Here is a 22,136-nt window from a genome sequence, read left to right as displayed (position 1 = left end):
GTTGGTCACCAGTCCAATCAGGCCAGCCGCACCGGCGCCCTGTACACCCACACCGGCCTTCCATCGGGCAAACGCAGCGTGGCGTGGGGCATCCATCCAGTGGCCTCGAATTCCAGGCTGACCAAGTACGCACCGGGCAGCAAGTCCTTCTGGGCTTTTTCCAGGGCGCGGTGCATCGTTTCCGGGCGCTGAAACAGGTACACCATCGCGTAGGGGGACCAGTCCGCAGCCCAGAAATCGCCATGGCGCACGGTGGCCCCAGGGCAGCGCAACGCACAGGCCAGGCGTAGTGGCCAGGAGTATTCGATCCCGTGCAAGCGGGCTTGGGGGTAAGCGCGGCGCAGGGCGCGCAGGCCGTCCCCCACGCCACAGCCCGCGTCAAGAATCGCGGCCCCGGCTTGCAGGGGAGCGTGACCGGGCAAATCATCAAGCGCGCCGGGCGGGGTGGGAAAGAGCGGTGCATCTTTCCATGCGCGGTAGGGATACACCAGCAGCAATACGGCCAAGGGAAGCAACCAATACCCCCCGGCAAACGGCGCCGCCCCAGACAACCCCAGCGAAAGCGGGAACCCCAGCGCAATCAGCACCCGCCGCCACCAGCTCCCCCCCAGCACGCTGGCGCCTACCCCCACGGTACACGCCACCAAGGCAGCCAGCCCGGTAGCAATGCCCCAATGCCCCAATGCCCCAAACACCCCCCACGCCAGCCCCCATGCCAACACGGCAGGCAGCGGCCAGGTTTGGGCGAGGTAGCGCATGGATAGGTGTATCGCCGATAAGGAGCGACAGAAGTCGCTCCCACAACGTGGATGGATGCGTTGTGCCTTATGGGGCGCGCAGCCGCGCCAGTACTGCGTCGAGCGCTTCCATCGACGCAAAGCGGATGCCGATTTCCCCGGCGCCTTGCTTGTCCTTGCCGCGCTTGCGTAGTCGCACTTCCACCGGGGTCGACAGCCAGTCGGACAAATCCTTTTCGATGCGCTGCACGTGTGCGGGCTTCTCGGCGCGGTGGCGGGTGGGTTCCAGGGCAAATTCAGCCAGCAGTTTTTTGACGAGGGCTTCGGCCTCCCGCACCGAGAGCTTTTTGGCACTGATCTGCTGCGCCGCGCTGAGCTGGGTTGCAAGGTCAAGCGCAAGCAGGGCGCGTGCATGGCCCATGTCCAGATCGCCGGCCAGCAGCATCGTCTGCACGGGTTCCGCAAGCTGCAATAGGCGCAGCAAGTTGCTGGCCGCGCTGCGGGAACGGCCTACCGCGCCAGCGGCGGCCTCGTGCGTCATGCCGAATTCTTGAACCAAGCGTTGCAGCCCTTGCGCTTCTTCGAGCGGATTGAGGTCTTCACGCTGGATGTTTTCGATCAGCGCCATCGCCGCAGCGGTGCGGTCATCAACGTCGCGAACCAGAACGGGAACGCGGTCCAGCCCTGCCAACCCCGCAGCACGGAAGCGGCGTTCCCCCGCGATGATTTCGTACCGCGTCGCCGACGTTGCTGCGTCGCCCGAACGGCGCAGTGGCCGCACCAGAATCGGTTGCATCACGCCTTGCGCCTTGATCGACTCCGCCAGCTCGTAGAGCGCGCCTTCGTCCATGCGGGTTCGGGGCTGATACGCGCCTGCGACGATGTCGGACAAGGGGAGCTGGGACGGGGCGCTCTCGGCACCGAACGTGGGTGCATCCACGCTGGGGCCTAACAGGGCTTCGAGGCCCCGGCCCAGTCCTTTGGGGGGTTTGGTTGCCATGGAGAGTGTCAGAGTGGAGTGGGAGCGACCAGAGTTTCAGGCACCGAGCATCAGCCCCAGATTTTGGACTGCTGCCCCGCTGGCGCCCTTGCCCAGGTTGTCGAGCCGGGCAATGACGATGGCTTGCGAGCCTGCCTCCGACTCCTTGCCATACACGCGCAGCTCCAGGCGATTCGTTCCAGATAGCGCCGTCGCGTCAAGCCGCGCATCGTCGGTGGGGGGCAGTACGTGTACCCATGTGCTCTGCGCATAGCGCTGGGCCAAGGCTTCCTGCACATCGCGCAGCGAGGGCCGTTGGGGCAGCGTATCCAGATGCAACGGCAGTTGGACGAGCATCCCCTGGCGGAAGTTGGCGACACCCGGCAGAAACAGCGGCGCGCGCGTCAACCCGGCGTATTGCATGATCTCCGGCAGGTGCTTGTGTTGCAGCGACAGTGCGTACAGCTCGAAAGCGGGTGCAGTGCCTGCCTCGTAGGCCTCGATCATCGACCGCCCTCCGCCCGAATAGCCGCTGACGGACGGCAGGCACAGGGGATAGTCTGCCGGGACGATCCCGGCATCGACCAAGGGGCGCAGCATCGCAATCGCCCCCGTCGCATAACAACCGGGATTGCTGACCTTGGGCGCAGTGCGGATCGCCTGCTCCTGCCCAGCGGCCAGCTCCGGGAAACCATACACCCACCCCGGCGCAGTGCGATGCGCAGTGGAGGCATCGATGATGCGCGGCCGACGCCCGGAAGCATCCATCGCGTCGATCATCGCCACGGCCTCGACGGCAGCGGCATCATGCAGGCACAGGATGACGATCTCCGCCTGCGCCATCCGCTCGCGCTTGGCATCGGGGTCCTTGCGCAGTGCGGGGGGAATCGTGAGCAGCTCGATGTCGCTGCGGCGCTGGAGCAATTCGCGAATGCCCAGCCCGGTGGTGCCGGCTTCGCCGTCGATGAAAACTTTGTGCATGGGGGAGAACAGGGAAGGATGGTTCGATGTGGCGTGGGGCGATGGTAGAGCGCTTATCCACAGCTTCCGGCCCGCGCCGTTGTACATTCGGCGGTTCGCCGATGACACCGCGATGCCGGTGAGACTCCCCACGGACTGCACGGTCGGTGGTAGACGGCGCCACGCCCCCTCCCCTTCCTCGCACGCACCATGAGCTTTCCGAACCCAGAACTCGCCCGTCGCATGGCGGATGCCTTGCGCGTCCTCGCCATCGATGCCATCGAAGCCGCCAACTCTGGCCACCCCGGAGCACCCATGGGTATGGCTGATCTGGCTGAAGTGCTCTGGAACCGCCACCTTCGGCACAACCCTGCCGATCCCACCTGGGCCAACCGCGACCGCTTCGTGCTCAGCAACGGCCATGCGTCGATGTTGCTGTACGGCTTGTTGCATCTGACGGGATACGACCTGCCGATGGACGAGCTTCGTCGCTTTCGCCAACTCCACAGCAAGACGCCGGGGCACCCCGAAGTCGGCGTCACTCCGGGGGTCGAGACAACGACCGGCCCACTGGGGCAAGGTTTAGCCAATGCCGTGGGAATGGCTCTCGCAGAAAAGCTGCTGGCTGCGGAATACAACCGCGAAGGCCACGCCATCGTGGACCACCACACCTACGTGGTGTTCGGCGATGGTTGCCTGATGGAAGGTGTCAGCCACGAAGCCTGTTCGCTTGCGGGCACGCTGCGTCTATCGAAGCTGATCGCGATCTACGACGACAACGGTATCTCGATCGACGGAGACGTGCGTGGATGGATGCTCGACGACACACCCCAGCGTTTCGCTGCCTACCACTGGAACGTCATCCCCAATGTCGATGGGCATGACACCGATGCCGTCGATGCCGCCTTGCGCGCCGCACGCGCCCAAGCCCTGCTGCCCGATGGCAAGCCCACGCTGATCTGCTGCAAGACGATCATTGGCAAGGGCGCTCCCCACAAAGCCGGTACGAACGAGGTGCATGGCGCGGCGCTGGGGCCCCAGGAAGCCGCAGCCGCACGCGCAACGCTGGGCTGGACCTTGCCGCCCTTCGAGATACCCGACGACCTGCGCGCAGCCTGGGACGCCCGCGCTCGCGGCCAACAAGCGCAGCAGGAGTGGACGCAGCGTTTTGCAGCCTACCGCGCGCAGTACCCCGATGTCGCCGCCGAATTCGAGCGCCGCATGCGGGGCGACTTGCCTGCCACCTATGCGCAAACGCTGGCCCAATGGATGACCACTGTGGCGACGCAACAAGGCAGCATCGCCACCCGCAAGGCCAGCCAGAACACGCTCGACGCGCTCGCGCCCTGTATGCCGGAACTGTTCGGGGGCAGCGCGGATCTGACAGGGTCGAACCTGACCTGCTTCCGTGGCTCTGCAATGGCGGGCCGCGATGTCTGGGGCAACCATTTGAGCTACGGCGTGCGCGAATTCGCCATGGCGGCAATGATGAACGGCATGGCGCTGCACGGCGGTTTTCTGCCCTATGGGGGCACCTTCCTGACCTTCAGCGACTACAGCCGCAACGCCATTCGCATGGCAGCGCTAATGAAGATCCGCGTGGTGCATGTATTCACCCACGACAGCATTGGGCTGGGGGAAGACGGCCCCACGCACCAGAGCATCGAGCACCTTCCCAGCCTGCGCCTCATCCCGGGGCTGGATGTCTGGCGCCCTGCCGACGCGATGGAAACCGCCGTGGCATGGGCTTGCGCGCTGGAACGGCGCAACGGGCCGAGCGCGCTGTGCTTCTCCCGCCAAAACCTGCCTGCCCACACTGGTGCCGTTGCTCCCGCCTTGATCCGCAAAGGGGGCTATGTGCTGTCGCAGCAGCCCGGTGCCCGCGCGGTGCTCATCGCCACCGGGTCAGAACTGGACATCGCGCTGACCGCGCAGGCATCGCTGGCCCGGCAGGGCATTCCCACGAACGTCGTGTCGATGCCTTGCACCAACGTTTTCGATAGACAAGATGCCGCATACCGCGACAGCGTGTTGCCGATGGCGCTGCCTGTCATTGCCGTCGAAGCCGCGCACCCGGATCTCTGGCGAAAGTACACCGGGCGTACCGGCGCGGTGGTCGGCATCGCCACTTTTGGCGAATCCGCGCCTGCGCCTGTGCTGTTCCAGCATTTCGGCATGACTGCCGACAACGTCGTAACTGCCGTGCGCGGCGTGCTGGAGCAAGCGCTGTGAGCAAGGCAATGCGGGCCTTTTTCCGTTCCGACTCTTCCCCTTCCCCCAGTGGAGCGTATGCAATGAGCGTATACACCCGGTTGAGCGAATTGGGTATCACCCTCCCTCCGGTCACGATCCCCGTAGCCGCGTACAAGCCTTACACCAAGACAGGCAATATGGTTTTGCTTAGCGGCCATATCGCCAAAAAGGACGGCAAACCATGGGTGGGGCAATTGGGCAAGGAGATGGGCGTTGAGGAAGGCATGCAAGCAGCCCGTTCCGTCGCCATCGATTTGCTGGGCACCCTGCACGCTGCGGCGGGAGACCTCGACCGCGTTCGACGCATCCTCAAGCTGATGGTGCTGGTCAACTCGACTGGCGATTTCATCCAACATCACCTCGTTGCCAATGGCGCAAGCGAGCTACTTGTGCAGGTATTCGGCCCGGATATCGGCTCGCACGTGCGCAGCGCCTTCGGGGTTGCGCAGATTCCGCTGGGCGCCTGCGTTGAGATCGAGATGATGGCGGAAGTGGCCTGAGCCATTACGCAGTTCCATTGCCTCCCCACCACTGTGTGCGCACCATGACTTCTCCGATTCCCCCCAGCGGCTTCGCCAGCGTGGCGCAGATCCGCAAGACTTTTCTGGACTTTTTTGCCGAGCGCGGGCATACCGTGGTCGAAAGCAGCCCACTCGTTCCCGGCAACGATCCCACGCTGATGTTCACCAACTCCGGCATGGTGCAGTTCAAGGACGTATTTCTGGGGACGGATCGGCGTGGGTACGTTCGCGCTGCTTCCGTACAGGCCTGCCTGCGCGCCGGGGGCAAGCACAACGACCTGGAAAACGTGGGCTACACCGCACGCCACCACACGTTTTTCGAGATGCTGGGCAACTGGAGCTTTGGCGATTACTTCAAACGCGAAGCCTTGCAGTGGGCGTGGGAACTGCTGACCAAGGTCTATGGCTTGCCTGCGGATCGGCTCTGGGCAACGGTGTACATCGACGACGATGATGCCTACGACATCTGGACGACAACCATCGGCTTGCCTGCGAATCGCGTGGTGCGGATCGGCGATAACAAAGGGGCGAAGTACGCATCGGACAACTTTTGGATGATGGCCGACACCGGCCCCTGCGGCCCGTGCAGCGAGATCTTTTATGACCACGGGCCGGGCATTCCCGGTGGTCCCCCCGGCAGCGCGGAGCAGGACGGCGACCGTTTCATCGAAATCTGGAACAACGTCTTCATGCAGTTCGACATGCAGCCCGATGGTTCGCTGCTGCCGTTGCCAGCCCCGTGCGTCGATACCGGAATGGGGTTGGAACGGCTTGCCGCCATCTTGCAGCAGGTACACAGCAACTACGAAATCGACCTGTTCCGCACCCTGATCGACGCCGCGCAGCGCGTGACGCAGTGCCCCGACGCCCACAACGATTCGCTCAAAGTCATCGCCGACCACATCCGCGCTGCGGTGTTCCTCGTCAAAGATGGCGTACTGCCCGGCAACGAAGGGCGTGGCTACGTGCAGCGGCGCATCATCCGCAGGGCGATTCGCCATGGCTACAAGCTCGGATGCCGGGAACCCTTCTTCCACCGGCTCGTCGCCGATGTTGCCGCGCTGATGGGCGATGCCTACCCTCCCTTGTCCTCGCAGGTCGACAGCATCACGGACGTTCTGCGATCGGAAGAGGAACGCTTTCTCGAAACGCTGGAGGTGGGCCTGCGCATCCTTGATGAAGCACTGGTCGAAAACGATGCGGGCAGCGAGGTCATTGACAAGGACAAGGGCAAGGGCAGCGACAAAGTCAATAAGGACGGTACCAATACGGACAGTACCGATAAGGTGCTCCGTGGGGAGGTGGCCTTCCGTCTGCATGACACCTTCGGCTTTCCGCTTGATCTGACGGCAGACGTCTGCCGCGAACGCGGCTGGCGGGTCGACGAAGCGGGTTTTGCCGTGGCGATGGACAAGCAGAAGTCGCAGGCACGCGCCGCAGGCAAGTTCCGCATGGACAAAGGGCTGGACTACGACGGAGCGCCCAACGCATTCGTGGGGTATGAACGGCTCACCACCGATACGACCATCCTGGCCCTGTACGCCGACGATGCCCCCGTGGACGTGCTGGAAGCAGGCGTGCAAGGCGCGGTGATCCTTGCCCAAACCCCGTTCTACGGCGAAAGCGGCGGACAGGTTGGCGACGCGGGAACCATTCTGGGCGCGACGGGGGCGATGTTCGACGTGGCCGACACCCAAAAGCTGCGTGCCGAAGTCTGGGTACACCGGGGCAAGCTGGCTGTAGGAACCCTGCGCGTGGGGGATGCCGTGACTGCGCATGTCGATGCATTGCGCCGCGCAGCCACCGAACGCAACCATTCCGCCACGCATCTGCTGCACAAAGCGCTGCGTGAAGTGCTGGGCGTACACGTGCAGCAAAAGGGCAGCCTCGTCGATGCGCAACGAACCCGCTTCGACTTTGCCCACCATGCCCCGGTCAGCGAAGACGAGGTGCGCGAGATCGAAGCGCGCGTCAATGCGGACATCCTGGCTAATACCTCTACGTCCATCCGCATGATGGATCTGGCCAGCGCCCGCCAGACCGGCGCGATGATGCTGTTTGGCGAGAAATACGGAGACACCGTGCGTGTGCTCGACATCGGCGCAAGCTGCGAGCTGTGCGGGGGCACGCATGTCCGCCGTACCGGGGACATCGGCCTATGCAAGGTCGTTGCACAAAGCAGTGTGGCTTCCGGCGTGCGGCGCATCGAGGCCGTGACCGGGACGAACGCGCTCGAACACGTGCAGCAGCAGGAAGACACGTTGCACGCGGCGGCTGCGGTGCTCAAAGTGCCCGTTTCGGGTTTGGAAGAGCGGGTCACCACCTTGCTCGACCGCATCAAATCCCTGGACAAAGAGATCAGCGCCCTACAAGGACGACTCCAAGCCAGCGCTGCGCAAGGGCTGCTGGCGCAGGCGCGGGACGTGGCGCCCGGCGTGCGCCTGCTTGCGGTACAGGTACACGAGGCAGACGCCAAGGCCTTGCGTGACACCGCGCGCCAACTGGCCGAGCAACTTCGCACCGGGGTCGTCGTGCTCGCCACCGTTCTGCAGAACAAGGTGCAGCTTGCCGCGTGCGTCACCCCCGATTTGTTGCCCAAGGTCCATGCGGGGCAACTTGTTGCCTTTCTGGCGGCGCAACTCGGCGGCAAGGGCGGCGGCAAGCCTGATCTGGCCATGGCAGGCGGTACCGACATCACCCGCATCGACCCGGCACTACACAGCGCGGCGCAATGGGTGGCGCAGCGGGTGGGGTGATCTCCGCCACGCCATCGCGACTTGCACAGGAAATGGCGAGGGCCTCCGTCAGCGGCACGCCTTCCCCAGCACGGCAATACGCAGCAGCTCCGCCATCGTGGTGGCGCTGCATTTGCGCATCAGGTTGGCGCGATGGAATTCGACGGTTTTGCTGGTGACGCCCAGATCGTCGGCGATCTGCTTGTTCATGCGCCCGGCAAAAACGCGCTCCAGGACTTCGATTTCCCGAGCGCTCAGACTTTGCATGATGTGCCGATGCAGCGGCAGACCATGTCTGTGCAGGGCATACAAGGCGTGCATGCGCTCAACGACGGCCAGCAGCTTGCCAGGGTCGCAGGGGTGTTCCAGCACGTCGATAGCGCCTCGTTTCATGGCTTCGACGGCAGTGGGTACGTCGGCGTGAGCAGTCAATACCGCAACGGGCAAAGGGTGGCGCCTCTGCTGCAAGGCCGCCAACACGTCGATCCCCGCCTTGCCCGGTAGCCGCAGTTCCGTGAACAGGCCCAGGTGCGGTTCCGTATGACGCAAGTACGACTCGCCATCCTCGAATTCCCACACGGACAGCCCCACCTTCACAAACACCGGGCGCAAAGGCAGCCGCGCCGATTCATCGGGGTCGATCACCGCAATCGATGTCGGCATGGGGAAACAGTGGCGATGGGCGCGCACGAAGATCAAGAATTTACTGGCTTTGGGCGTAAGGGCGTAAGCCTGAAGTCGGCGATTCAGCACGGAGTCAGCAGCAACAGCTATTGGAAGATGTCCAGAACTCCGGTTATCAATCAGGCCATATCCAACGTGTGGTTACAGGAGCAGGGTTTGCAGAGTGTGAAAGACCTGTAGTGCAAGGCACAGGGATACACGGGTAGGAAGCGAAAGACTTCGTCGAGCGAGCCGACTTGTAGCACCGCCCACTGCGAACCCGCACGGTGGGTGGTGTGGGGGGCGACGGTTAGAAGCCGTTGCCTACCTGATTAGGCATTCAAAGCAACTTCAATGAATTTGCTTTTGGATGCAGGCATCGGAATTGGTTGTCCTTCGAATCGCAAGTCTTCCAAGTGAAATCGAATAGCCTCTTGAATAAGGCTGACAACTTCATTTTCAGTTTCGCCAACGGCGACACAGCCTGGAATGTCTGGAACAAAACAACCATAACTTGTCTCACCTTTTTCAACTACTACCATATATCGCATGATCACTCCTTTAAGCCAGCTTGCTTGAGTACACTATTCAAGGTTCCGGGTGGCACGTCAATGCTGAGTTTTCCTGCAATAGTAACGATTCCTGATTTACTTGGATGGTGAAATTGGCGATGTCTGCCACTTTGGCGTACCAAGAACCATCTATCCTCCTCAGTAATCCGTATCAATTCCGGAACTTTCATGCGGCAAATTCTACGCCCTGCCAACGAAAACGCCTAACGTCTGAATTCAACGGTGAGCGAAGCGAGTCCGCTGCAATGCAGTGTTAGGCATGAGTTCGCGTGGTGGTGGTTGAACGCAAGGAACTCCTTTTGCAATATATTGAGCTTCAATTAATTTCAGATCTGCTGCTATTGCATCAATATCATAATTAAATTTCGCAGCATGGGCGTTTCGATTTGCCCTGACTTCAGTGATGATCTCATCATCCAGTAATGTCGTCATCGTTTTCTCCTAGTAATTCCTCTGGGGTACACATGATTGGCATAAGCAAGCCAATAGATTCAAGATGGTGCGATATGTTTCTCTGTATTTCCATATTGGCAATATGCCGACAATTCCAAGTGAGCAAATAATCCATGCCGTGTATTGTTGCAAGTGCAATGTGTAGGGCATCTTCCGCTGCTTTTCGAGGAACGATCGACTTCAAAATTAAATGCCGTGCCAAGTCAATTGCGCTATCGGTTGAGGAAAGCAGGGTTAAGCCATTTACTGCATTCAGCCGTTTTTCTGCCGCTTCTGTGTTGCCAGCAGCACACTCTGCCAACACAGAACCAGAAACGAATAGATCGTAATTATTTCGTGTTTCCCACCACGCTTGCGTAATTTGTTGATGCGCAGCCCCAATAATAGTTTTGCTGGGGCGTGCGGTGAGATAACTAATGATAGAGGTTTCTATGTAAATCTTACGCTTCATAGTGTTGGCCTTGGTTTATTTATTTGAGCCTAGTCACTTTTCATTTAGTTTTGCCAAAAGTGCCACGGTGATGTCCATTTGCTGCCTAACGTTCAAGGTAACCGGCCTTGCGCGGCTTTATGCGCAAGGTCCAGTTGACCGCAGGGTTGGGCATCGGCTCGAAACTGGCTGCGGCCGAGTCCCGTTTCAGTGCTAGACTTCTTGCCATGAATGCCCACGTAGACCACATTCTCGACGAAGCTCTCGGATTACCTCCCGACGAGCGTTCGGCCTTGACCGTAGCGTTGCTCGATAGCCTTGAAGGCAGTGATGATTCTTCAATTGCCGAAGCGTGGCGGCAGGAGATTAAGGCACGGCAAGCGGCCCTACGAGCGGGGACAGTCAAGGCCGTTTCTTGGGCAGAAGCCAAAACAAGATTGAGCGCTCTGTGATTCGCTTTGTAGTCGATATTCTGCCCGAGGCGGAGGCAGAAATCCGCGAGGCATTTTTCTGGTACTTCGAGCGCAGCCCTATCGCAGCCGATGCTTTTCGAGCCGAGACGTTTCAGGCAATCGATGGACTCACTACCGATGCCCTGATGTGGCCCGAAGACGAGGGTGGGATCAGGCGACATATTCTCCGCCACTTTCCATAACGGTTTTTTACGAGATTCAGGGCAATACGGTGACAGTGCTCGCTGTAGCCCACCAGCGCCGCAAACCAGGATACTGGCACGATCGTTAAGGCCATTTCTGGCTGCACCTTCCGATGCCTAACGTTAACCTTGAGGGGCGCGGAAACAGGCGGCGAAGCCGGCTGTTGGAGCGTCCCTCTCGAAGCGTTTGTTCGGCATCCGCTCAATTACTGCACCGGAATTCTATGTAGAAACTCCGGATATGCTGCATTTAGGTCATCCAGAATTCGGTTGGCCAGATCGACGGCGTCGCTAACAGTGTCCGGCAAAGACTTCTGGTCGGGATATCTGTGCATCCTATGTAGCGGATTGCCACACGTCGTGAATGATGCCTCCCTGACTGGCCCCCAAGTTCCGTGAACGTATCCCGAAGTCCATGAATAGTGAGTGTCGTATTGATCCTTGCATCCAGATTGCTCGCTGAGCTTTCGTAAATCTAAACCGCTCCAGTTTCCAAGCTCGATATTCAGAAACTCCTCCCAAATATCCTCACCCGCGATCTGTTCTATCCACTCGATATTGATGAACTTGGGCGGCTCCATGTCCGTATCAAAGCGGAGTGCATTTAGCTTTGCCTGGCCAGCTCCATAAGCTCGCCACTTCTTCCACAAGGCCTCGTCGTCTTTGTGTAGGAGGTAATGAATGCTTACGTAAGCCTCAAGCAAAGTGCGTAGCCCCAAACGACCTAAGATTCCGGTACCGACCCCGATTCCAAGAAGCTCATCAATTAGCCGAAGTGCGTAAAACGCTATGCCAAATACGGAATCGTGACGTGCATCTACCGATGTCGTTGAATGAGTGCCCTGCCAATGCTCCTCCAATTTCCCAATTAGATCGGAGATGGCAGTTCGTGTGACTGGTACGACCGCAGGCTTTGCAACCATCTCGTTGTTAAGAACGAGGCATGGGGTGTTATGCCAAGCTTCGAGCCAGAACGAATCAGCCCAAGCCGTATCCCGAGGGTCCATTGAGGTTGGGGCAATCTCTGATGCTCTAATGCTGGGCCTTACCGATTTCTGATCACCGACGTCTGGATATCCAATCCATTCTTCAGCCATTTCGCGAGGTACATGAAGCTTTCCGGCCGCAAGCTGTGCCATCAATCTGAGCCACCGGCAATCTGTTGCTTCTTGCGACTGGTGCCACAAGTTTTGGCCTACGGCTGTCATAAGCAATTCAATGTCCGGAGCATGTTCCGGAATGCAGACCATCCAATCAGCGGCGGCTGGCAGGTCATTGAAAATCCTGAGAATTATCAGGGCCTCTGCTATGGCCGGATGCTTGGTTATACACGCAATGAGCTCGGCTCGAAGTGCCGGGTCGATCTTCGAGATGCCAGTGTGGGTTAGGTCGGAGAGCTCCTCTCTTCGCTCATGGTTCCCAATGAAATTAATGATCCGCCGGAACTGTGAAATAGCAAAGTCTTGGCCATCTATGGCTCGAACAATGACGGCCCAGAGCATTTCCGGCATTCGCTCGTTTGTCCATGAGGAAAACGCAACTTTCCCCTCCATCTTTGCAAATGGCGGCAGTAGTTGTTTTCCGACACGCGTATGACCGGAGATTGGTGTCCGGTTCTTGCCGCTACGTGATTTCTTTTTACTGTTTTTACTCTTTGGCATGGCACTAAGAGCCTATTTCAGCAGGCTAATGATATATAATATCAAACATCACAGTCGTAATAATCCAGATGAGGAAAATTATGGGCCTGATATTTCATGATGATGGGTGGAGATTGCATGATGCACTCTGGGGAATAATAAAATCATCGCTCCCTGAACCCAAAAAACATCCCCTTGGTTGCCATAATCCGCATGTATCTGATCGCAGCGCAATGAACGCAATTCTTTTCGTATTGCGAACTGGCTGCCAGTGGAACGCCTTAAACATGACGGGAATTTGCTCGTGCAGTTCTGCCTATCGACGCTTTCGCGAATGGACGAAAGCAGGTGTATTTTCAGCCCTTTGGATACAACAATTGGTCGAATACGACAAATCCCAAGGCATCGATTGGGCATGGACATCCATGGATGGAGCGTTAACCAAAGCACCCCTAGCAGGTCAGCAAACAACTGGGGCCAACCCAACAGATCGAGGCAAGCAAGGTGTCAAGCGCAGTGTGCTTACTGATGGTGCAGGCATACCGCTTGCCGTCGCCCTCGACGGTGCCAATCGGCACGACATGAAGTTGGTCAGGAGTACGCTGGAAGACATCAAAGCAAAACGACCAGACCCGACGGATACAAAACCACAAGGCATCTGCTTGGAAAAAGGATACGATTATGATGAAGTAAGAGAGATCGTCAAAGAATTTGGCTTTACGGCTCACATTCGTTCCAGAGGCGAAGAAGCTAAATCTATAAAGCAAGAAGCTGGTTTCAAGGCACGGCGCTGGGTAGTAGAACGTACACATAGCTGGATGAATCGCTTTCGCCGAATTCTGGTTCGTTGGGAAAAACTTCCTGAAACGTATATCGCTATGTTGCACCTCACTTGCGCCATAATCACTTTAAGGGCATATTGCCTACTGAAATAGGCTCTAAGACGCCGAACGCTAAAGTTGAGGGGCCGCGATGCGAAGCATTGCGGCCCCACTCGAACTTACGGTTAGGCTGGCGCCATATTCTGAGGCGGTTGAGCTACTCATAGTGTTGCGCTTGCAGTGTGAAACTGGGCTGGTGGCAAATGATTCAATTTTGAAGTTCACTTAAGCTCCGGTTGGGCCAAAATGGTATTCATAGCCTACTCGATTAATGATGAGCCTATCAATGCACTTGACCGCAACCTTGCCAGAGGCGATCGGGCGACCAAACAGCGCAAGGTTTGGAATGGTTTTGGCTTGCTCATGCTCATGGAATTGTTCAATCCTTCTATGTGAAATGCCATAGACGGTCTGGAATGGCATTTGGCCTAGCCTCAGCAAACTGAAGTAGGAGGGGTAGACCAGGCCATCAAAGCCCGCGCGTCGTGCTGCTTCAGCAATTGAGCGTGTTAATTTGTATGAGTGTTTGGCTGCGAGAAACAGCATGTGAACAGTTAGATCGAGACTCTCAAACTCAGTTATGTGCTCTGGCTCTTTCAAGAGAACTGACAGATCAAGCAAGCGCAGATCTTGGGTTGTGTTCAGTGTGGCAACGAAGACGTCGTCCTCGGTTGAAACCCGGCACTCGTGAATGCAGACCTCAAGGTCTGGTGAGCCATAGAGAACGGGGTGCCCCTTGCTATCGAGCCGTCCTCGCCCAGCGTGCTCCGGTGGCGGGCTATCGTATTGGGAACCATCGCCAGGCTCCTTTGGGTTTATGCGGACACGATAAAAGAGTTCCCTTGGGGATAGCTTTCTGTCCGGGTACTCGCTGACGATTCGATCAATAATCGCTTGCCGTGATTTTTGCTTTTGGAGCGCCTTCAGTGGCTCGATTTCGCCGAACATCCACAGCCGTGGGCCGTAGTGAAAAAATCCAACCCCAAGCAAGCGCTCTATCAATCGTACATCTGGCTCTAGCCACGGCTTAATGTCAATTGATGTTGACTGATGCTCATTGAATTGAATTAGTGGCGCCGCACCATACTTGGCTCGCCACATTGAGCCCCAGACAAAGTAGCGATGTGCCAACGCACCGAGGCCAGCTATGGGTAGCTTCTTCCCATCAGTTGAGCCACAGTTTGGGCATGACCCCGGTATGTCTTGCCCAATGCGCACGGCGTCAAGTTTCAAGCCAACATCATTGAAGCAGCTTGAGCAGACAACTGTCGCTTCTTCTGTGCTTGTGTTCATGTGGTCTAGCGACTGGATAAGGGCCCGTGTTGAGAAAAGCCTAACGACCAAGCTCACCGGCGGGGATGGAGCGCAGCGGAATCCCCGTCCGTGTGCAGCGCCTTGTTGGGCGGTTACTCTGTGCCGTATGATGCTTCTAACTCCCTGATCATTAAATCCATCTGCACAGGTTCCTTCGTATATTTATTGATTGAATCTGTAGCCTTTTTTGCGATAGCTACTGATTTTTCCTCTTTCTCAATTCCAATGTATTGTCTTCCTTCACTAATGGCTGCCACCGCAGTTGTTCCACTCCCCATAAAACAATCAAGAACAATTTCACCCGGTTCAGTAAAAAGCTTTATCGCTCTTCTTGGAAGTTCAACAGGAAACTTAGAATCGTGATCTGCGTTGCTACGAACAGATGATATTTTCCATACACCTCTTGAACCCCAATTTACCCACTCTTCCTTTGTTAGCCTTGAACGGTCGACTTTAGTAATTCCCGGTTTCCAAAAAATGTAAAAATATTCAGATTCGTCTACAGAACGATAGGATATAGTGTGCCACCGCGAATTTTCCCATGCTGCATCTTTTACCCATATCCTACGATCATATAAGTAGAATCCAGCGGATAAAGCTGCCTCTTCTATTAATCCTCCAACTAAGAAAACTCTGGTTTGCGATTGGTATTTTCCACCTCTGATGTTATTCCCATTAAGCCTTCTGTCTATAGTTTGTTCACTACATCCGAAGTGCTCTGCGAGTTTGTATCTGTTCCAGTCAGGATGTTTTTTCCTGACTGCTAATATATCTTCTTTGGAAAGCGTAATTTTTCTTCGGGAGATGTTTTCGGCCATAATTTTTGGCATACATTCATCTCTAAAGCATAAAATATCAGCAATATTGATCGCCAAAAATCCACCAGGCTTGATAATTGGAAAGTGCAAAGCAATAACATCTCTTAATAAGTTTTTCCAATCATCAAATGACAAATCTTTTTCATATTCTTTTCCAACGAAATAAGGCGGAGACCATACACTTAACGCAATTGAATCTTTCTCAATTCTATTTAATAGATTTCTGGAGTCTCCGTGGTAAATTTCGTTCGGAGTAAGCGGATTAAACATATTTATGATTGCCATACGCCTATACACTCCTTTCTATCTTGATCATAGGTTAATGTTTGGATACGCCAGCTTGCTTTATCTTTTAACTTGCTAAAACCAACCCTTACTCTGAAGTCTTCGCCCAATGTTGGAGCATTTCTACCAGCCAGCCAAATTCCATCATCTGCACTTGGATTATATCTGTCCTGTAACTTTCCATTAGGGATTGCCGCTATAATGACTTCACGCAAATGATGAGTAGCGTTGTCGTCATCGTTGTACTTAAAATGTATAAGGCAGGTTGTTGTTAAATAATTCTTTCCTCCATATTTGGATATTTCTGGAAGAAATCCTTTTTCATTTACCTCTGCACCTGCACGCCTTTGTCTTACCCACAATGATGTCTGAGACATTTGAATTGTAGCGGATCGGTTTTCTTTTTCGGCTTTTGAATCAATAAACAAGGCTTGTCTGACAGTTTCATCAGGAAGTATAACATACCTTGCCTTCTTGTAATCTACTGTGCCATACACTCTTTGTTGAACATTAAATCCTGAAAGCCTATCAAGCAGTTCTCGTGTAATATCTTCCGCAATATCTTTAACACTATCTGGTGATTTAAGAAATATTTCGTGAGCCTCCATTCCGAAATCAATGACAGCTTGAAATATCCAGCGCAGAGTCAGTTTTTCAATTCGCTCTATCTCATCCAATGATAAAATATCAGGGTCTTTTTCGGTCATATTTATCCTTTAGTTCGTTTTTTCCGCCCAACGTACAGTATACACCCCAAGCGGTGTATACCCATACAAAAAATCGGTGTATAACACAGCATCCTTCCAAGAAAATGTGCCAGTAGCACCCCTTTTCTGCCCAGTTTTATGCCTGAAAACACCCCACGCACCCCACGACCGCCCAAACTGCTTGACCAGTTGCGCGACAAGCTGCGTTTGAAGCATCTTAGCATCGCAACCGAGCGCCAATATACCCATTGGATATACCCATTGGATTAAGCGCTTCGTTTTGTTCCACGGCAAGCAGCACCCTGCCAATATGGGCGCGTTGGAGGTCGAAGCGTTTTTGACGCATTGGGCAGTGGATGGTCATGTTTCGTCTTCCACGCAGAACCAAGCCTTGTCTGCATTGTTGTTTCTGTACCGAGAAGTGTTGGATCAGGATTTGCCCTGGATGCAAGATGTGGTGCGCGCCAAGCGACCAGCACATTTGCCGGTGGTGCTGACGCAAGCCGAGGTTGCTTCGGTGCTGGAACGAATGCATGGTGTGCATGGCCTGATGGCACGGCTGTTGTATGGCACCGGAATGCGTTTGATGGAAGTGGTTCGTCTGCGCGTGAAAGATGTGGACTTTGCTCGCACCGAAATTTTGGTGCGTGATGGAAAAGGTGGTAAAGACCGAGTAACGATGCTTCCACGCAAATTGGCTGCACCATTGCAAGAGCATCTGCTATGGCGCAAACGTTTGTTGGAAGACGATACCGCAAAAGGACTGGCTAGTGTTTACTTGCCGGATGCCTTGGAACGCCAGTACCCCAATGCAAAAAATGAATGGGGTTGGCAATACATCTTCCCTTCCGGTAGTCATTCGGTCGATCCGCGCAGCGGGGAAAAGCGTCGCCACCACCATGATTTACACCCATGTGCTCAACAAAGGAGGTTGTGGAGTGTCCGGCCCTTTGGACCAACTCTGACCGAGGCATAAGATTGAATCCGGAAGCGGATGCGCAAATGTGGAAAGAACAAATCGCAAACAATCCACTGCCCGGAAGCACCAGAAGCACCAAATCCCAGACCACCACCCCACGGTCCGGCCCGCAGCGTGCCATGCACAAGCTGGGCTTGGTGCGCCCGAGCGGCCCGCTACGTGTCGAAGAAACTGGCAGCATCGTCATCCCGGAGCACAGCGTGACTTGCAGCAATGCAGGCCGTGATGGTGCAAAAGTCAGCAGCGAAGACCTCGACCCCATCAATCAAGCCCGAACGGGCTAGATGCAGGCGGCGGCCTACATGCACCGAGCCTTGAAACATGGCAAAGAAGGAAGGCAAAACTTCGTCAGGTGAGCCGACTTGTAGCACCGCCCACTGCGTACCCACACGACGGTGGGTGGTGTGGTAGGCGACGGTTAGAAGCCGTTGCCTACCTGATTGCCTTGCGCTCTCCCCGCGTCGTCTACCATTGCCGACGGCGTTTTCGTACTTCGAGGAGAAAGTCCATGTCCCCCGCTTTGCCAACCGACAAGCATCCCGCCGACGACCCCCAGGAAGACCGTGAGTGGCTCGATGCCTTGCGCGGTGTCATCGCACGCGAAGGCCCCCACCGTGCGTACACGCTGCTGGAAACGGTCATTTCCGAAGCACGGCAACAGGGGGTGACGCTGCCCTTTTCGGCGCAGACTGCATACGTCAACACCATCACCCCGGAAGACGAGGCGCAATGCCCCGGTGATATCACCATCGAAGAACGGCTGCGCGCCTACATGCGGTGGAATGCGATGGCGATGGTTGTCCGCGCCAACCGGCACCACCCCACAGACGGGGGCGACCTGGGTGGGCATATCGGTTCCTTTGCGTCGGTGGCGCATTTGCTCGGTGCGGGGTTCAACCATTTCTGGCATGCGGAAAGCGCCAACCATGGGGGGGACTTGCTGTTTCTGCAAGGGCATGTGGCTCCAGGCATCTATGCACGCGCCTATTTGGAAGGCAGGCTGACGGAGGAACAGCTCGACCATTTTCGCCAGGAGACGCAGGGACGTGGGCTGTCGAGCTACCCGCACCCCAAGCTGATGCCGGAGTTCTGGCAATTCCCCACGGTATCGATGGGGCTGGGGCCGTTGATGGCCATTTACCAGGCGCGGTTCCTGAAATACCTGCACGCACGGGGCATCGCCGACACCGCCCACCGCAAGGTCTGGGCCTTCTGCGGCGACGGCGAAATGGACGAGGTCGAAAGCCTCGGCGCGATTGGGCTGGCCGCACGCGAACGGCTCGACAACCTGATCTTCGTCGTCAACTGCAACCTCCAGCGCCTCGACGGCCCCGTGCGTGGCAATGGCAAGATCGTCCAGGAACTCGAAGGCACATTCCGGGGAGCGGGATGGAACGTCATCAAACTCCTGTGGGGCAGCAACCTCGACCCCCTGCTGCGCCAGGACCAGGATGGCGCGCTGCGCAGGCGAATGATGGAAACCCTCGACGGCGACTACCAGGCATTCCGCGCCAACGACGGCGCCTATGTGCGCGAGCACTTCTTTGGCCGTGACCCACGCACCAAGGAGTTGGTGGCGGGGATGAGCGACGAGGAAATCTGGAACCTGCGCCGGGGCGGGCATGACCCCCAGAAGGTCTACGCCGCGTACCACACCGCCGTGTTGCACCAGGGGCAGCCCACCGTCATGCTGATCAAGACGGTCAAAGGCTTTGGCATGGGCAAGAGTGGCGAAGGCAAAAACAACGTCCACCAGATCAAAAAGCTCCAGGACGAAGACATCCGCGCCTTTCGGGATCGTTTCCAAATTCCAGTGCGCGACGAAGACATCGCGCAGGTGCCGTTCTGCAAGCCGCCGGAAGATTCGCCGGAAATGCGCTACCTGCACGAGCGCCGCAAAGCCTTGGGCGGCTACCTGCCGAACCGGCGCACGCGCAGCGACGAGACGTTCACCGTCCCCCCGTTGTCCGCTTTCTCCGCCGTCACGGCGCCGACGGCCAGCGGGCGCGAGATTTCGACGACGCAGGCCTTCGTCCGCTTTCTAACGCAACTGCTGCGCGACCCTGCTCTGGGGCCGCGCATCGTTCCCATCCTCGTCGACGAGGCACGCACCTTTGGCATGGAGGGGATGTTCCGGCAGATCGGCATCTACAACCCCGCAGGGCAACGCTACACGCCCGTCGATAAAGACCAGGTGATGTACTACCGCGAGGACGAGCGCGGGCAGATCCTGCAAGAGGGGATCAACGAAGCCGGAGGCATGAGCAGTTGGATCGCCGCAGCGACGAGCTACAGCACCAGCAACCGCATCATGCTGCCGTTCTACGTCTTCTATTCGATGTTTGGATTCCAGCGCATCGGCGATCTGGCTTGGGCTGCCGGGGACATGCAGGCGCGGGGTTTCTTGCTCGGCGGCACTTCGGGGCGGACGACCCTCAATGGCGAGGGCCTGCAACACGAGGATGGCCACAGCCACCTGCTGGCCAGTGCCATCCCCAACTGCGTGAGCTACGACCCGACCTTTGCACACGAAGTCGCGGTGATCCTGCACCATGGCATGGAGCGCATGGTCGGGCGGCAGGAGAACGTTTTCTATTACGTCACCCTGCTCAACGAAAACTACCCGATGCCCGGCTTGGCCGAAGGGACGGAAGCACAAATCCTGCAGGGGATGTACCTTTGCAAACCCGCTGCCATTGAGGCCGCCCCGGATGCAGCCCCCCGCGTGCAACTGCTGGGCAGCGGTTCGATCTTGCGCGAAGCCTTGGCCGCCCAGCAACTGCTGGCCGAAGACTGGCAGGTGCAGGCGGATGTTTGGAGCTGCCCCAGCTTCACCGAGCTTGCACGCGAAGGGCAGGATTGCGCGCGCCACCGTTTGTTGCACCCGGATGCGCCGGTTCGTACCCCGTTCGTCGCCCGCCAACTGGCCGACCACCCGGGGCCGGTCGTGGCATCGACCGACTATGTGCGTGCGTTCGCCGAACAGATCCGGCCCTATCTGCCCGCAGGCCGTGGCTATACGGTGCTGGGCACCGACGGGTTTGGCCGCAGCGACTTCCGCTACCGCCTGCGCAAGCATTTCGAGGTAGACCGCCATTTCATCGTCCTTGCAGCGTTGCGTGCGCTGGCCGATGCAGGGGCAGTGCCGCCCGACACAGTGGCCCGGGCACTGGCTCGGTACGACATCGACCCCGGCAAACCGAACCCCTTGTACGCATAAGCCGTACCGCATTCCCACCGTATCCCCCACCGTATTCCTTACCGTATCCAACAGGAGAAAAACCGTGCCTTCCCTTACCGTCCAGGTGCCCGATATCGGCGATTTTGCGGATGTCGGCATCATCGAATTGCTCGTCGCCCCCGGTGATCGAATTTCCGTAGGCCAAAGTTTGGTCACCGTCGAATCCGACAAAGCGTCGATGGAGATTCCCTCCACCCACGCCGGTATCGTGCAATCGCTGCTTGTCGCGGTCGGCGACCAAGTGCGCGAAGGCTCTGCGCTGCTGGTGCTCGACACGGACGTGGCGCAAGCCTCTGCCCCGAGCACTGCCCCTGCAACACCTTCCCCTGCATCAGCCTTGCCCAGCGCACCACCCGCTGCACCACCCGCTGCAATAGCGCAGGGGCCTATCCATGCCTCCCCGCTGGCACGCCAGGAAGCGCGTACACAGGGCGTTCCGCTCGACACCGTCCCGCCCACCGGCCCGAATGGCCGCATCACTGCAGACGATGTCCGTTCTATGGCCTCCGCCCCCGTCGCTGCGGTGCCTGCAACGGTTCCTGACCCGGTGACTGGCACTGCGGCAGCATCCCCATCCCTTGATCTGCCCCCATGGCCGCAGGTCGATCACGCCAAATTCGGCCCCATCGAACGCAAGCCGCTGGGCCGAATCCAAAAAATCAGCGCTGCGCATCTCACCCGCAATGCGATGGGGATTCCCACCGTCACCAACCACGACGATGCCGACATCACCGAACTCGAAGCCTTCCGCGTCACGATCAATGCGGAGCTGGCATCGGCGGGAACCAAGCTGACGATGCTGGCCTTTTTGATCCGCGCCTGCGCCGCAACACTACAAAAATTCCCGTCGTTCAACAGCTCGCTCGATGGCGATGCCCTGGTGCTCAAAAAGTATTACCACATCGGCTTTGCTGCGGACACCCCGCAAGGGCTGGTCGTCCCCGTTCTGCGCGACGCCGACCAAAAAGGCATCGTCCAGATTGCCCAAGAAACCGCTGCGCTCGCAGCCAAGGCGCGCGAAGGCAAGCTATCGCCTGCGGAAATGAGCGGCGCGACCTTCACGATCAGCAGCCTGGGCGGGATCGGCGGGCGGTACTTCACCCCCATCATCAACGCGCCGGAAGTGGCCATTCTTGGCGTCTGCCGCGCCCAGCAAGCCCCGGCATGGAACGGCACGGCATTCGTCCCGCGCCTGATGCTCCCCCTATCGCTAAGCTGGGATCACCGCGTCGTCGACGGGGCTGGCGCAGCGCGTTTTCTTGCGCACTTGCAGGGGATTCTGGAAGACTTCCGCAGGGTGCTGCTATAACGAG

22 protein-coding genes are annotated in these 22,136 nt (G+C 57.6%); 10 read left to right on the top strand and 12 right to left on the bottom strand.

Annotated features, from left to right (window positions below):
• Positions 1-17: 17 nt before the first annotated feature.
• From CENROD_RS09830 to argC, 3 genes are all read right to left on the bottom strand, one after another.
• Positions 18-758: a class I SAM-dependent methyltransferase gene (locus CENROD_RS09830; protein ID WP_022775490.1), complete on the bottom strand. Its 741-nt coding sequence runs from the start codon at positions 756-758 to the stop codon at positions 18-20.
• A 67-nt stretch (positions 759-825) separates the two neighbouring features.
• A complete protein-coding gene (locus CENROD_RS09825) occupies positions 826-1,737 on the bottom strand; it encodes a ParB/RepB/Spo0J family partition protein (protein ID WP_022775485.1) in 912 nt (303 codons plus the stop codon).
• 36 nt (positions 1,738-1,773) lie between these two features.
• Positions 1,774-2,697, bottom strand: a complete 924-nt coding sequence (gene argC, locus CENROD_RS09820) for an N-acetyl-gamma-glutamyl-phosphate reductase (protein WP_022775481.1) — start codon at positions 2,695-2,697, stop codon at positions 1,774-1,776.
• Between the two features lie 189 nt (positions 2,698-2,886).
• Between argC and tkt the strand changes: the two genes are divergently transcribed.
• From tkt to alaS, 3 genes are all read left to right on the top strand, one after another.
• Entirely contained in the window at positions 2,887-4,908 is a 2,022-nt protein-coding gene (tkt, locus tag CENROD_RS09815; protein ID WP_022775479.1) for a transketolase, read from the top strand.
• 62 nt (positions 4,909-4,970) lie between these two features.
• On the top strand, positions 4,971-5,429 hold the full coding sequence (locus CENROD_RS09810; RefSeq protein ID WP_022775478.1) for a RidA family protein: 459 nt from the start codon (positions 4,971-4,973) through the stop codon (positions 5,427-5,429).
• Between the two features lie 44 nt (positions 5,430-5,473).
• Positions 5,474-8,206, top strand: coding sequence for an alanine--tRNA ligase (gene alaS / locus CENROD_RS09805; protein ID WP_022775477.1), 2,733 nt, complete (start codon positions 5,474-5,476; stop codon positions 8,204-8,206).
• A gap of 48 nt (positions 8,207-8,254) precedes the next feature.
• Here alaS and CENROD_RS09800 read toward each other — a convergent pair whose 3' ends face one another.
• The 5 genes from CENROD_RS09800 to CENROD_RS13215 all read right to left on the bottom strand — a co-directional run bounded on the left by CENROD_RS09800 (position 8,255) and on the right by CENROD_RS13215 (position 10,324).
• The gene (locus CENROD_RS09800; RefSeq protein ID WP_022775476.1) at positions 8,255-8,848 is read right to left on the bottom strand and encodes a response regulator transcription factor; all 594 of its coding nucleotides are present in this window, start codon (positions 8,846-8,848) and stop codon (positions 8,255-8,257) included.
• Between the two features lie 332 nt (positions 8,849-9,180).
• The gene (locus CENROD_RS13225) at positions 9,181-9,399 is read right to left on the bottom strand and encodes a type II toxin-antitoxin system HicB family antitoxin (protein ID WP_022775466.1); all 219 of its coding nucleotides are present in this window, start codon (positions 9,397-9,399) and stop codon (positions 9,181-9,183) included.
• Positions 9,400-9,401: 2 nt separating this feature from the next.
• Positions 9,402-9,590: a type II toxin-antitoxin system HicA family toxin gene (locus CENROD_RS13220; protein ID WP_081699874.1), complete on the bottom strand. Its 189-nt coding sequence runs from the start codon at positions 9,588-9,590 to the stop codon at positions 9,402-9,404.
• 46 nt (positions 9,591-9,636) lie between these two features.
• Positions 9,637-9,852 (bottom strand): hypothetical protein, encoded by a 216-nt coding sequence (locus CENROD_RS13670; protein ID WP_022775463.1) that lies wholly within the window; start codon positions 9,850-9,852, stop codon positions 9,637-9,639.
• The gene (locus CENROD_RS13215; protein WP_022775459.1) at positions 9,833-10,324 is read right to left on the bottom strand and encodes a type II toxin-antitoxin system VapC family toxin; all 492 of its coding nucleotides are present in this window, start codon (positions 10,322-10,324) and stop codon (positions 9,833-9,835) included. Before CENROD_RS13215 ends, CENROD_RS13670 begins: the two co-directional genes overlap by 20 nt.
• A 107-nt stretch (positions 10,325-10,431) precedes the next feature.
• On the opposite strand from CENROD_RS13215, the gene CENROD_RS12645 reads away from it, so the two are divergent.
• Positions 10,432-10,755 (top strand): addiction module protein, encoded by a 324-nt coding sequence (locus tag CENROD_RS12645; protein WP_151194616.1) that lies wholly within the window; start codon positions 10,432-10,434, stop codon positions 10,753-10,755.
• A complete protein-coding gene (locus CENROD_RS09785) occupies positions 10,752-10,958 on the top strand; it encodes a hypothetical protein (protein ID WP_022775452.1) in 207 nt (68 codons plus the stop codon). Before CENROD_RS12645 ends, CENROD_RS09785 begins: the two co-directional genes overlap by 4 nt.
• 206 nt (positions 10,959-11,164) lie before the next feature.
• Here CENROD_RS09785 and CENROD_RS09780 read toward each other — a convergent pair whose 3' ends face one another.
• Positions 11,165-12,619 (bottom strand): DUF5677 domain-containing protein, encoded by a 1,455-nt coding sequence (locus CENROD_RS09780; RefSeq protein WP_041193513.1) that lies wholly within the window; start codon positions 12,617-12,619, stop codon positions 11,165-11,167.
• An 80-nt stretch (positions 12,620-12,699) separates the two neighbouring features.
• Between CENROD_RS09780 and CENROD_RS13210 the strand changes: the two genes are divergently transcribed.
• Positions 12,700-13,533 carry an IS5 family transposase gene (locus tag CENROD_RS13210; RefSeq protein ID WP_081699951.1) on the top strand — a complete coding sequence of 278 codons (834 nt, stop codon included), beginning with the start codon at positions 12,700-12,702 and terminating at the stop codon, positions 13,531-13,533.
• Positions 13,534-13,704: 171 nt separating this feature from the next.
• Here the strand turns inward: CENROD_RS13210 and CENROD_RS09770 are convergent, their stop codons facing one another.
• The 3 genes from CENROD_RS09770 to CENROD_RS13205 all read right to left on the bottom strand — a co-directional run bounded on the left by CENROD_RS09770 (position 13,705) and on the right by CENROD_RS13205 (position 16,603).
• Positions 13,705-14,772 carry an RES family NAD+ phosphorylase gene (locus CENROD_RS09770; protein WP_041193509.1) on the bottom strand — a complete coding sequence of 356 codons (1,068 nt, stop codon included), beginning with the start codon at positions 14,770-14,772 and terminating at the stop codon, positions 13,705-13,707.
• Between the two features lie 113 nt (positions 14,773-14,885).
• Positions 14,886-15,896, bottom strand: a complete 1,011-nt coding sequence (locus CENROD_RS09765) for a DNA-methyltransferase (protein WP_022775431.1) — start codon at positions 15,894-15,896, stop codon at positions 14,886-14,888.
• Positions 15,884-16,603: an SfiI family type II restriction endonuclease gene (locus CENROD_RS13205; RefSeq protein ID WP_022775428.1), complete on the bottom strand. Its 720-nt coding sequence runs from the start codon at positions 16,601-16,603 to the stop codon at positions 15,884-15,886. Before CENROD_RS13205 ends, CENROD_RS09765 begins: the two co-directional genes overlap by 13 nt.
• A gap of 214 nt (positions 16,604-16,817) precedes the next feature.
• On the opposite strand from CENROD_RS13205, the gene CENROD_RS09760 reads away from it, so the two are divergent.
• The 4 genes from CENROD_RS09760 to CENROD_RS09745 all read left to right on the top strand — a co-directional run bounded on the left by CENROD_RS09760 (position 16,818) and on the right by CENROD_RS09745 (position 22,132).
• A complete protein-coding gene (locus CENROD_RS09760; protein WP_420795905.1) occupies positions 16,818-17,579 on the top strand; it encodes an integron integrase in 762 nt (253 codons plus the stop codon).
• A 26-nt stretch (positions 17,580-17,605) separates the two neighbouring features.
• The gene (locus CENROD_RS14395) at positions 17,606-17,866 is read left to right on the top strand and encodes a hypothetical protein (RefSeq protein WP_022775422.1); all 261 of its coding nucleotides are present in this window, start codon (positions 17,606-17,608) and stop codon (positions 17,864-17,866) included.
• Positions 17,867-18,090: 224 nt separating this feature from the next.
• Entirely contained in the window at positions 18,091-20,802 is a 2,712-nt protein-coding gene (gene aceE / locus CENROD_RS09750; protein ID WP_022775420.1) for a pyruvate dehydrogenase (acetyl-transferring), homodimeric type, read from the top strand.
• A 64-nt stretch (positions 20,803-20,866) separates the two neighbouring features.
• Positions 20,867-22,132 carry a 2-oxo acid dehydrogenase subunit E2 gene (locus tag CENROD_RS09745; protein WP_022775417.1) on the top strand — a complete coding sequence of 422 codons (1,266 nt, stop codon included), beginning with the start codon at positions 20,867-20,869 and terminating at the stop codon, positions 22,130-22,132.
• Positions 22,133-22,136 lie beyond the last annotated feature (4 nt).

Origin of the sequence: Candidatus Symbiobacter mobilis CR (genome assembly GCF_000477435.1) — a bacterium.
Lineage (GTDB): Bacteria > Pseudomonadota > Gammaproteobacteria > Burkholderiales > Burkholderiaceae_C > Rhodoferax > Rhodoferax mobilis.
Note: the sequence above shows the minus strand (reverse complement) of the source record. Positions and strands in the feature narration are given on the sequence as shown.

Bases quoted from the DNA above. Each gene is read 5' to 3' on its own strand.
- CENROD_RS13205 (WP_022775428.1), bottom strand. From the start codon at position 16,603: ATGACCGAAAAAGACCCTGATATTTTATCATTGGATGAGATAGAGCGA.
- CENROD_RS13210 (WP_081699951.1), top strand. From the start codon at position 12,700: ATGGGCCTGATATTTCATGATGATGGGTGGAGATTGCATGATGCACTC.
- CENROD_RS14395 (WP_022775422.1), top strand. From the start codon at position 17,606: ATGTGGAAAGAACAAATCGCAAACAATCCACTGCCCGGAAGCACCAGA.
- CENROD_RS13670 (WP_022775463.1), bottom strand. From the start codon at position 9,852: ATGACGACATTACTGGATGATGAGATCATCACTGAAGTCAGGGCAAAT.
- CENROD_RS13215 (WP_022775459.1), bottom strand. From the start codon at position 10,324: ATGAAGCGTAAGATTTACATAGAAACCTCTATCATTAGTTATCTCACC.
- argC (WP_022775481.1), bottom strand. From the start codon at position 2,697: ATGCACAAAGTTTTCATCGACGGCGAAGCCGGCACCACCGGGCTGGGC.
- alaS (WP_022775477.1), top strand. From the start codon at position 5,474: ATGACTTCTCCGATTCCCCCCAGCGGCTTCGCCAGCGTGGCGCAGATC.
- CENROD_RS09770 (WP_041193509.1), bottom strand. From the start codon at position 14,772: ATGAACACAAGCACAGAAGAAGCGACAGTTGTCTGCTCAAGCTGCTTC.
- CENROD_RS09830 (WP_022775490.1), bottom strand. From the start codon at position 758: ATGCGCTACCTCGCCCAAACCTGGCCGCTGCCTGCCGTGTTGGCATGG.
- CENROD_RS09825 (WP_022775485.1), bottom strand. From the start codon at position 1,737: ATGGCAACCAAACCCCCCAAAGGACTGGGCCGGGGCCTCGAAGCCCTG.
- CENROD_RS13225 (WP_022775466.1), bottom strand. From the start codon at position 9,399: ATGCGATATATGGTAGTAGTTGAAAAAGGTGAGACAAGTTATGGTTGT.
- CENROD_RS13220 (WP_081699874.1), bottom strand. From the start codon at position 9,590: ATGAAAGTTCCGGAATTGATACGGATTACTGAGGAGGATAGATGGTTC.
- CENROD_RS09765 (WP_022775431.1), bottom strand. From the start codon at position 15,896: ATGGCAATCATAAATATGTTTAATCCGCTTACTCCGAACGAAATTTAC.
- CENROD_RS09780 (WP_041193513.1), bottom strand. From the start codon at position 12,619: ATGCCAAAGAGTAAAAACAGTAAAAAGAAATCACGTAGCGGCAAGAAC.
- tkt (WP_022775479.1), top strand. From the start codon at position 2,887: ATGAGCTTTCCGAACCCAGAACTCGCCCGTCGCATGGCGGATGCCTTG.
- CENROD_RS09810 (WP_022775478.1), top strand. From the start codon at position 4,971: ATGAGCGTATACACCCGGTTGAGCGAATTGGGTATCACCCTCCCTCCG.
- CENROD_RS09800 (WP_022775476.1), bottom strand. From the start codon at position 8,848: ATGCCGACATCGATTGCGGTGATCGACCCCGATGAATCGGCGCGGCTG.
- aceE (WP_022775420.1), top strand. From the start codon at position 18,091: ATGTCCCCCGCTTTGCCAACCGACAAGCATCCCGCCGACGACCCCCAG.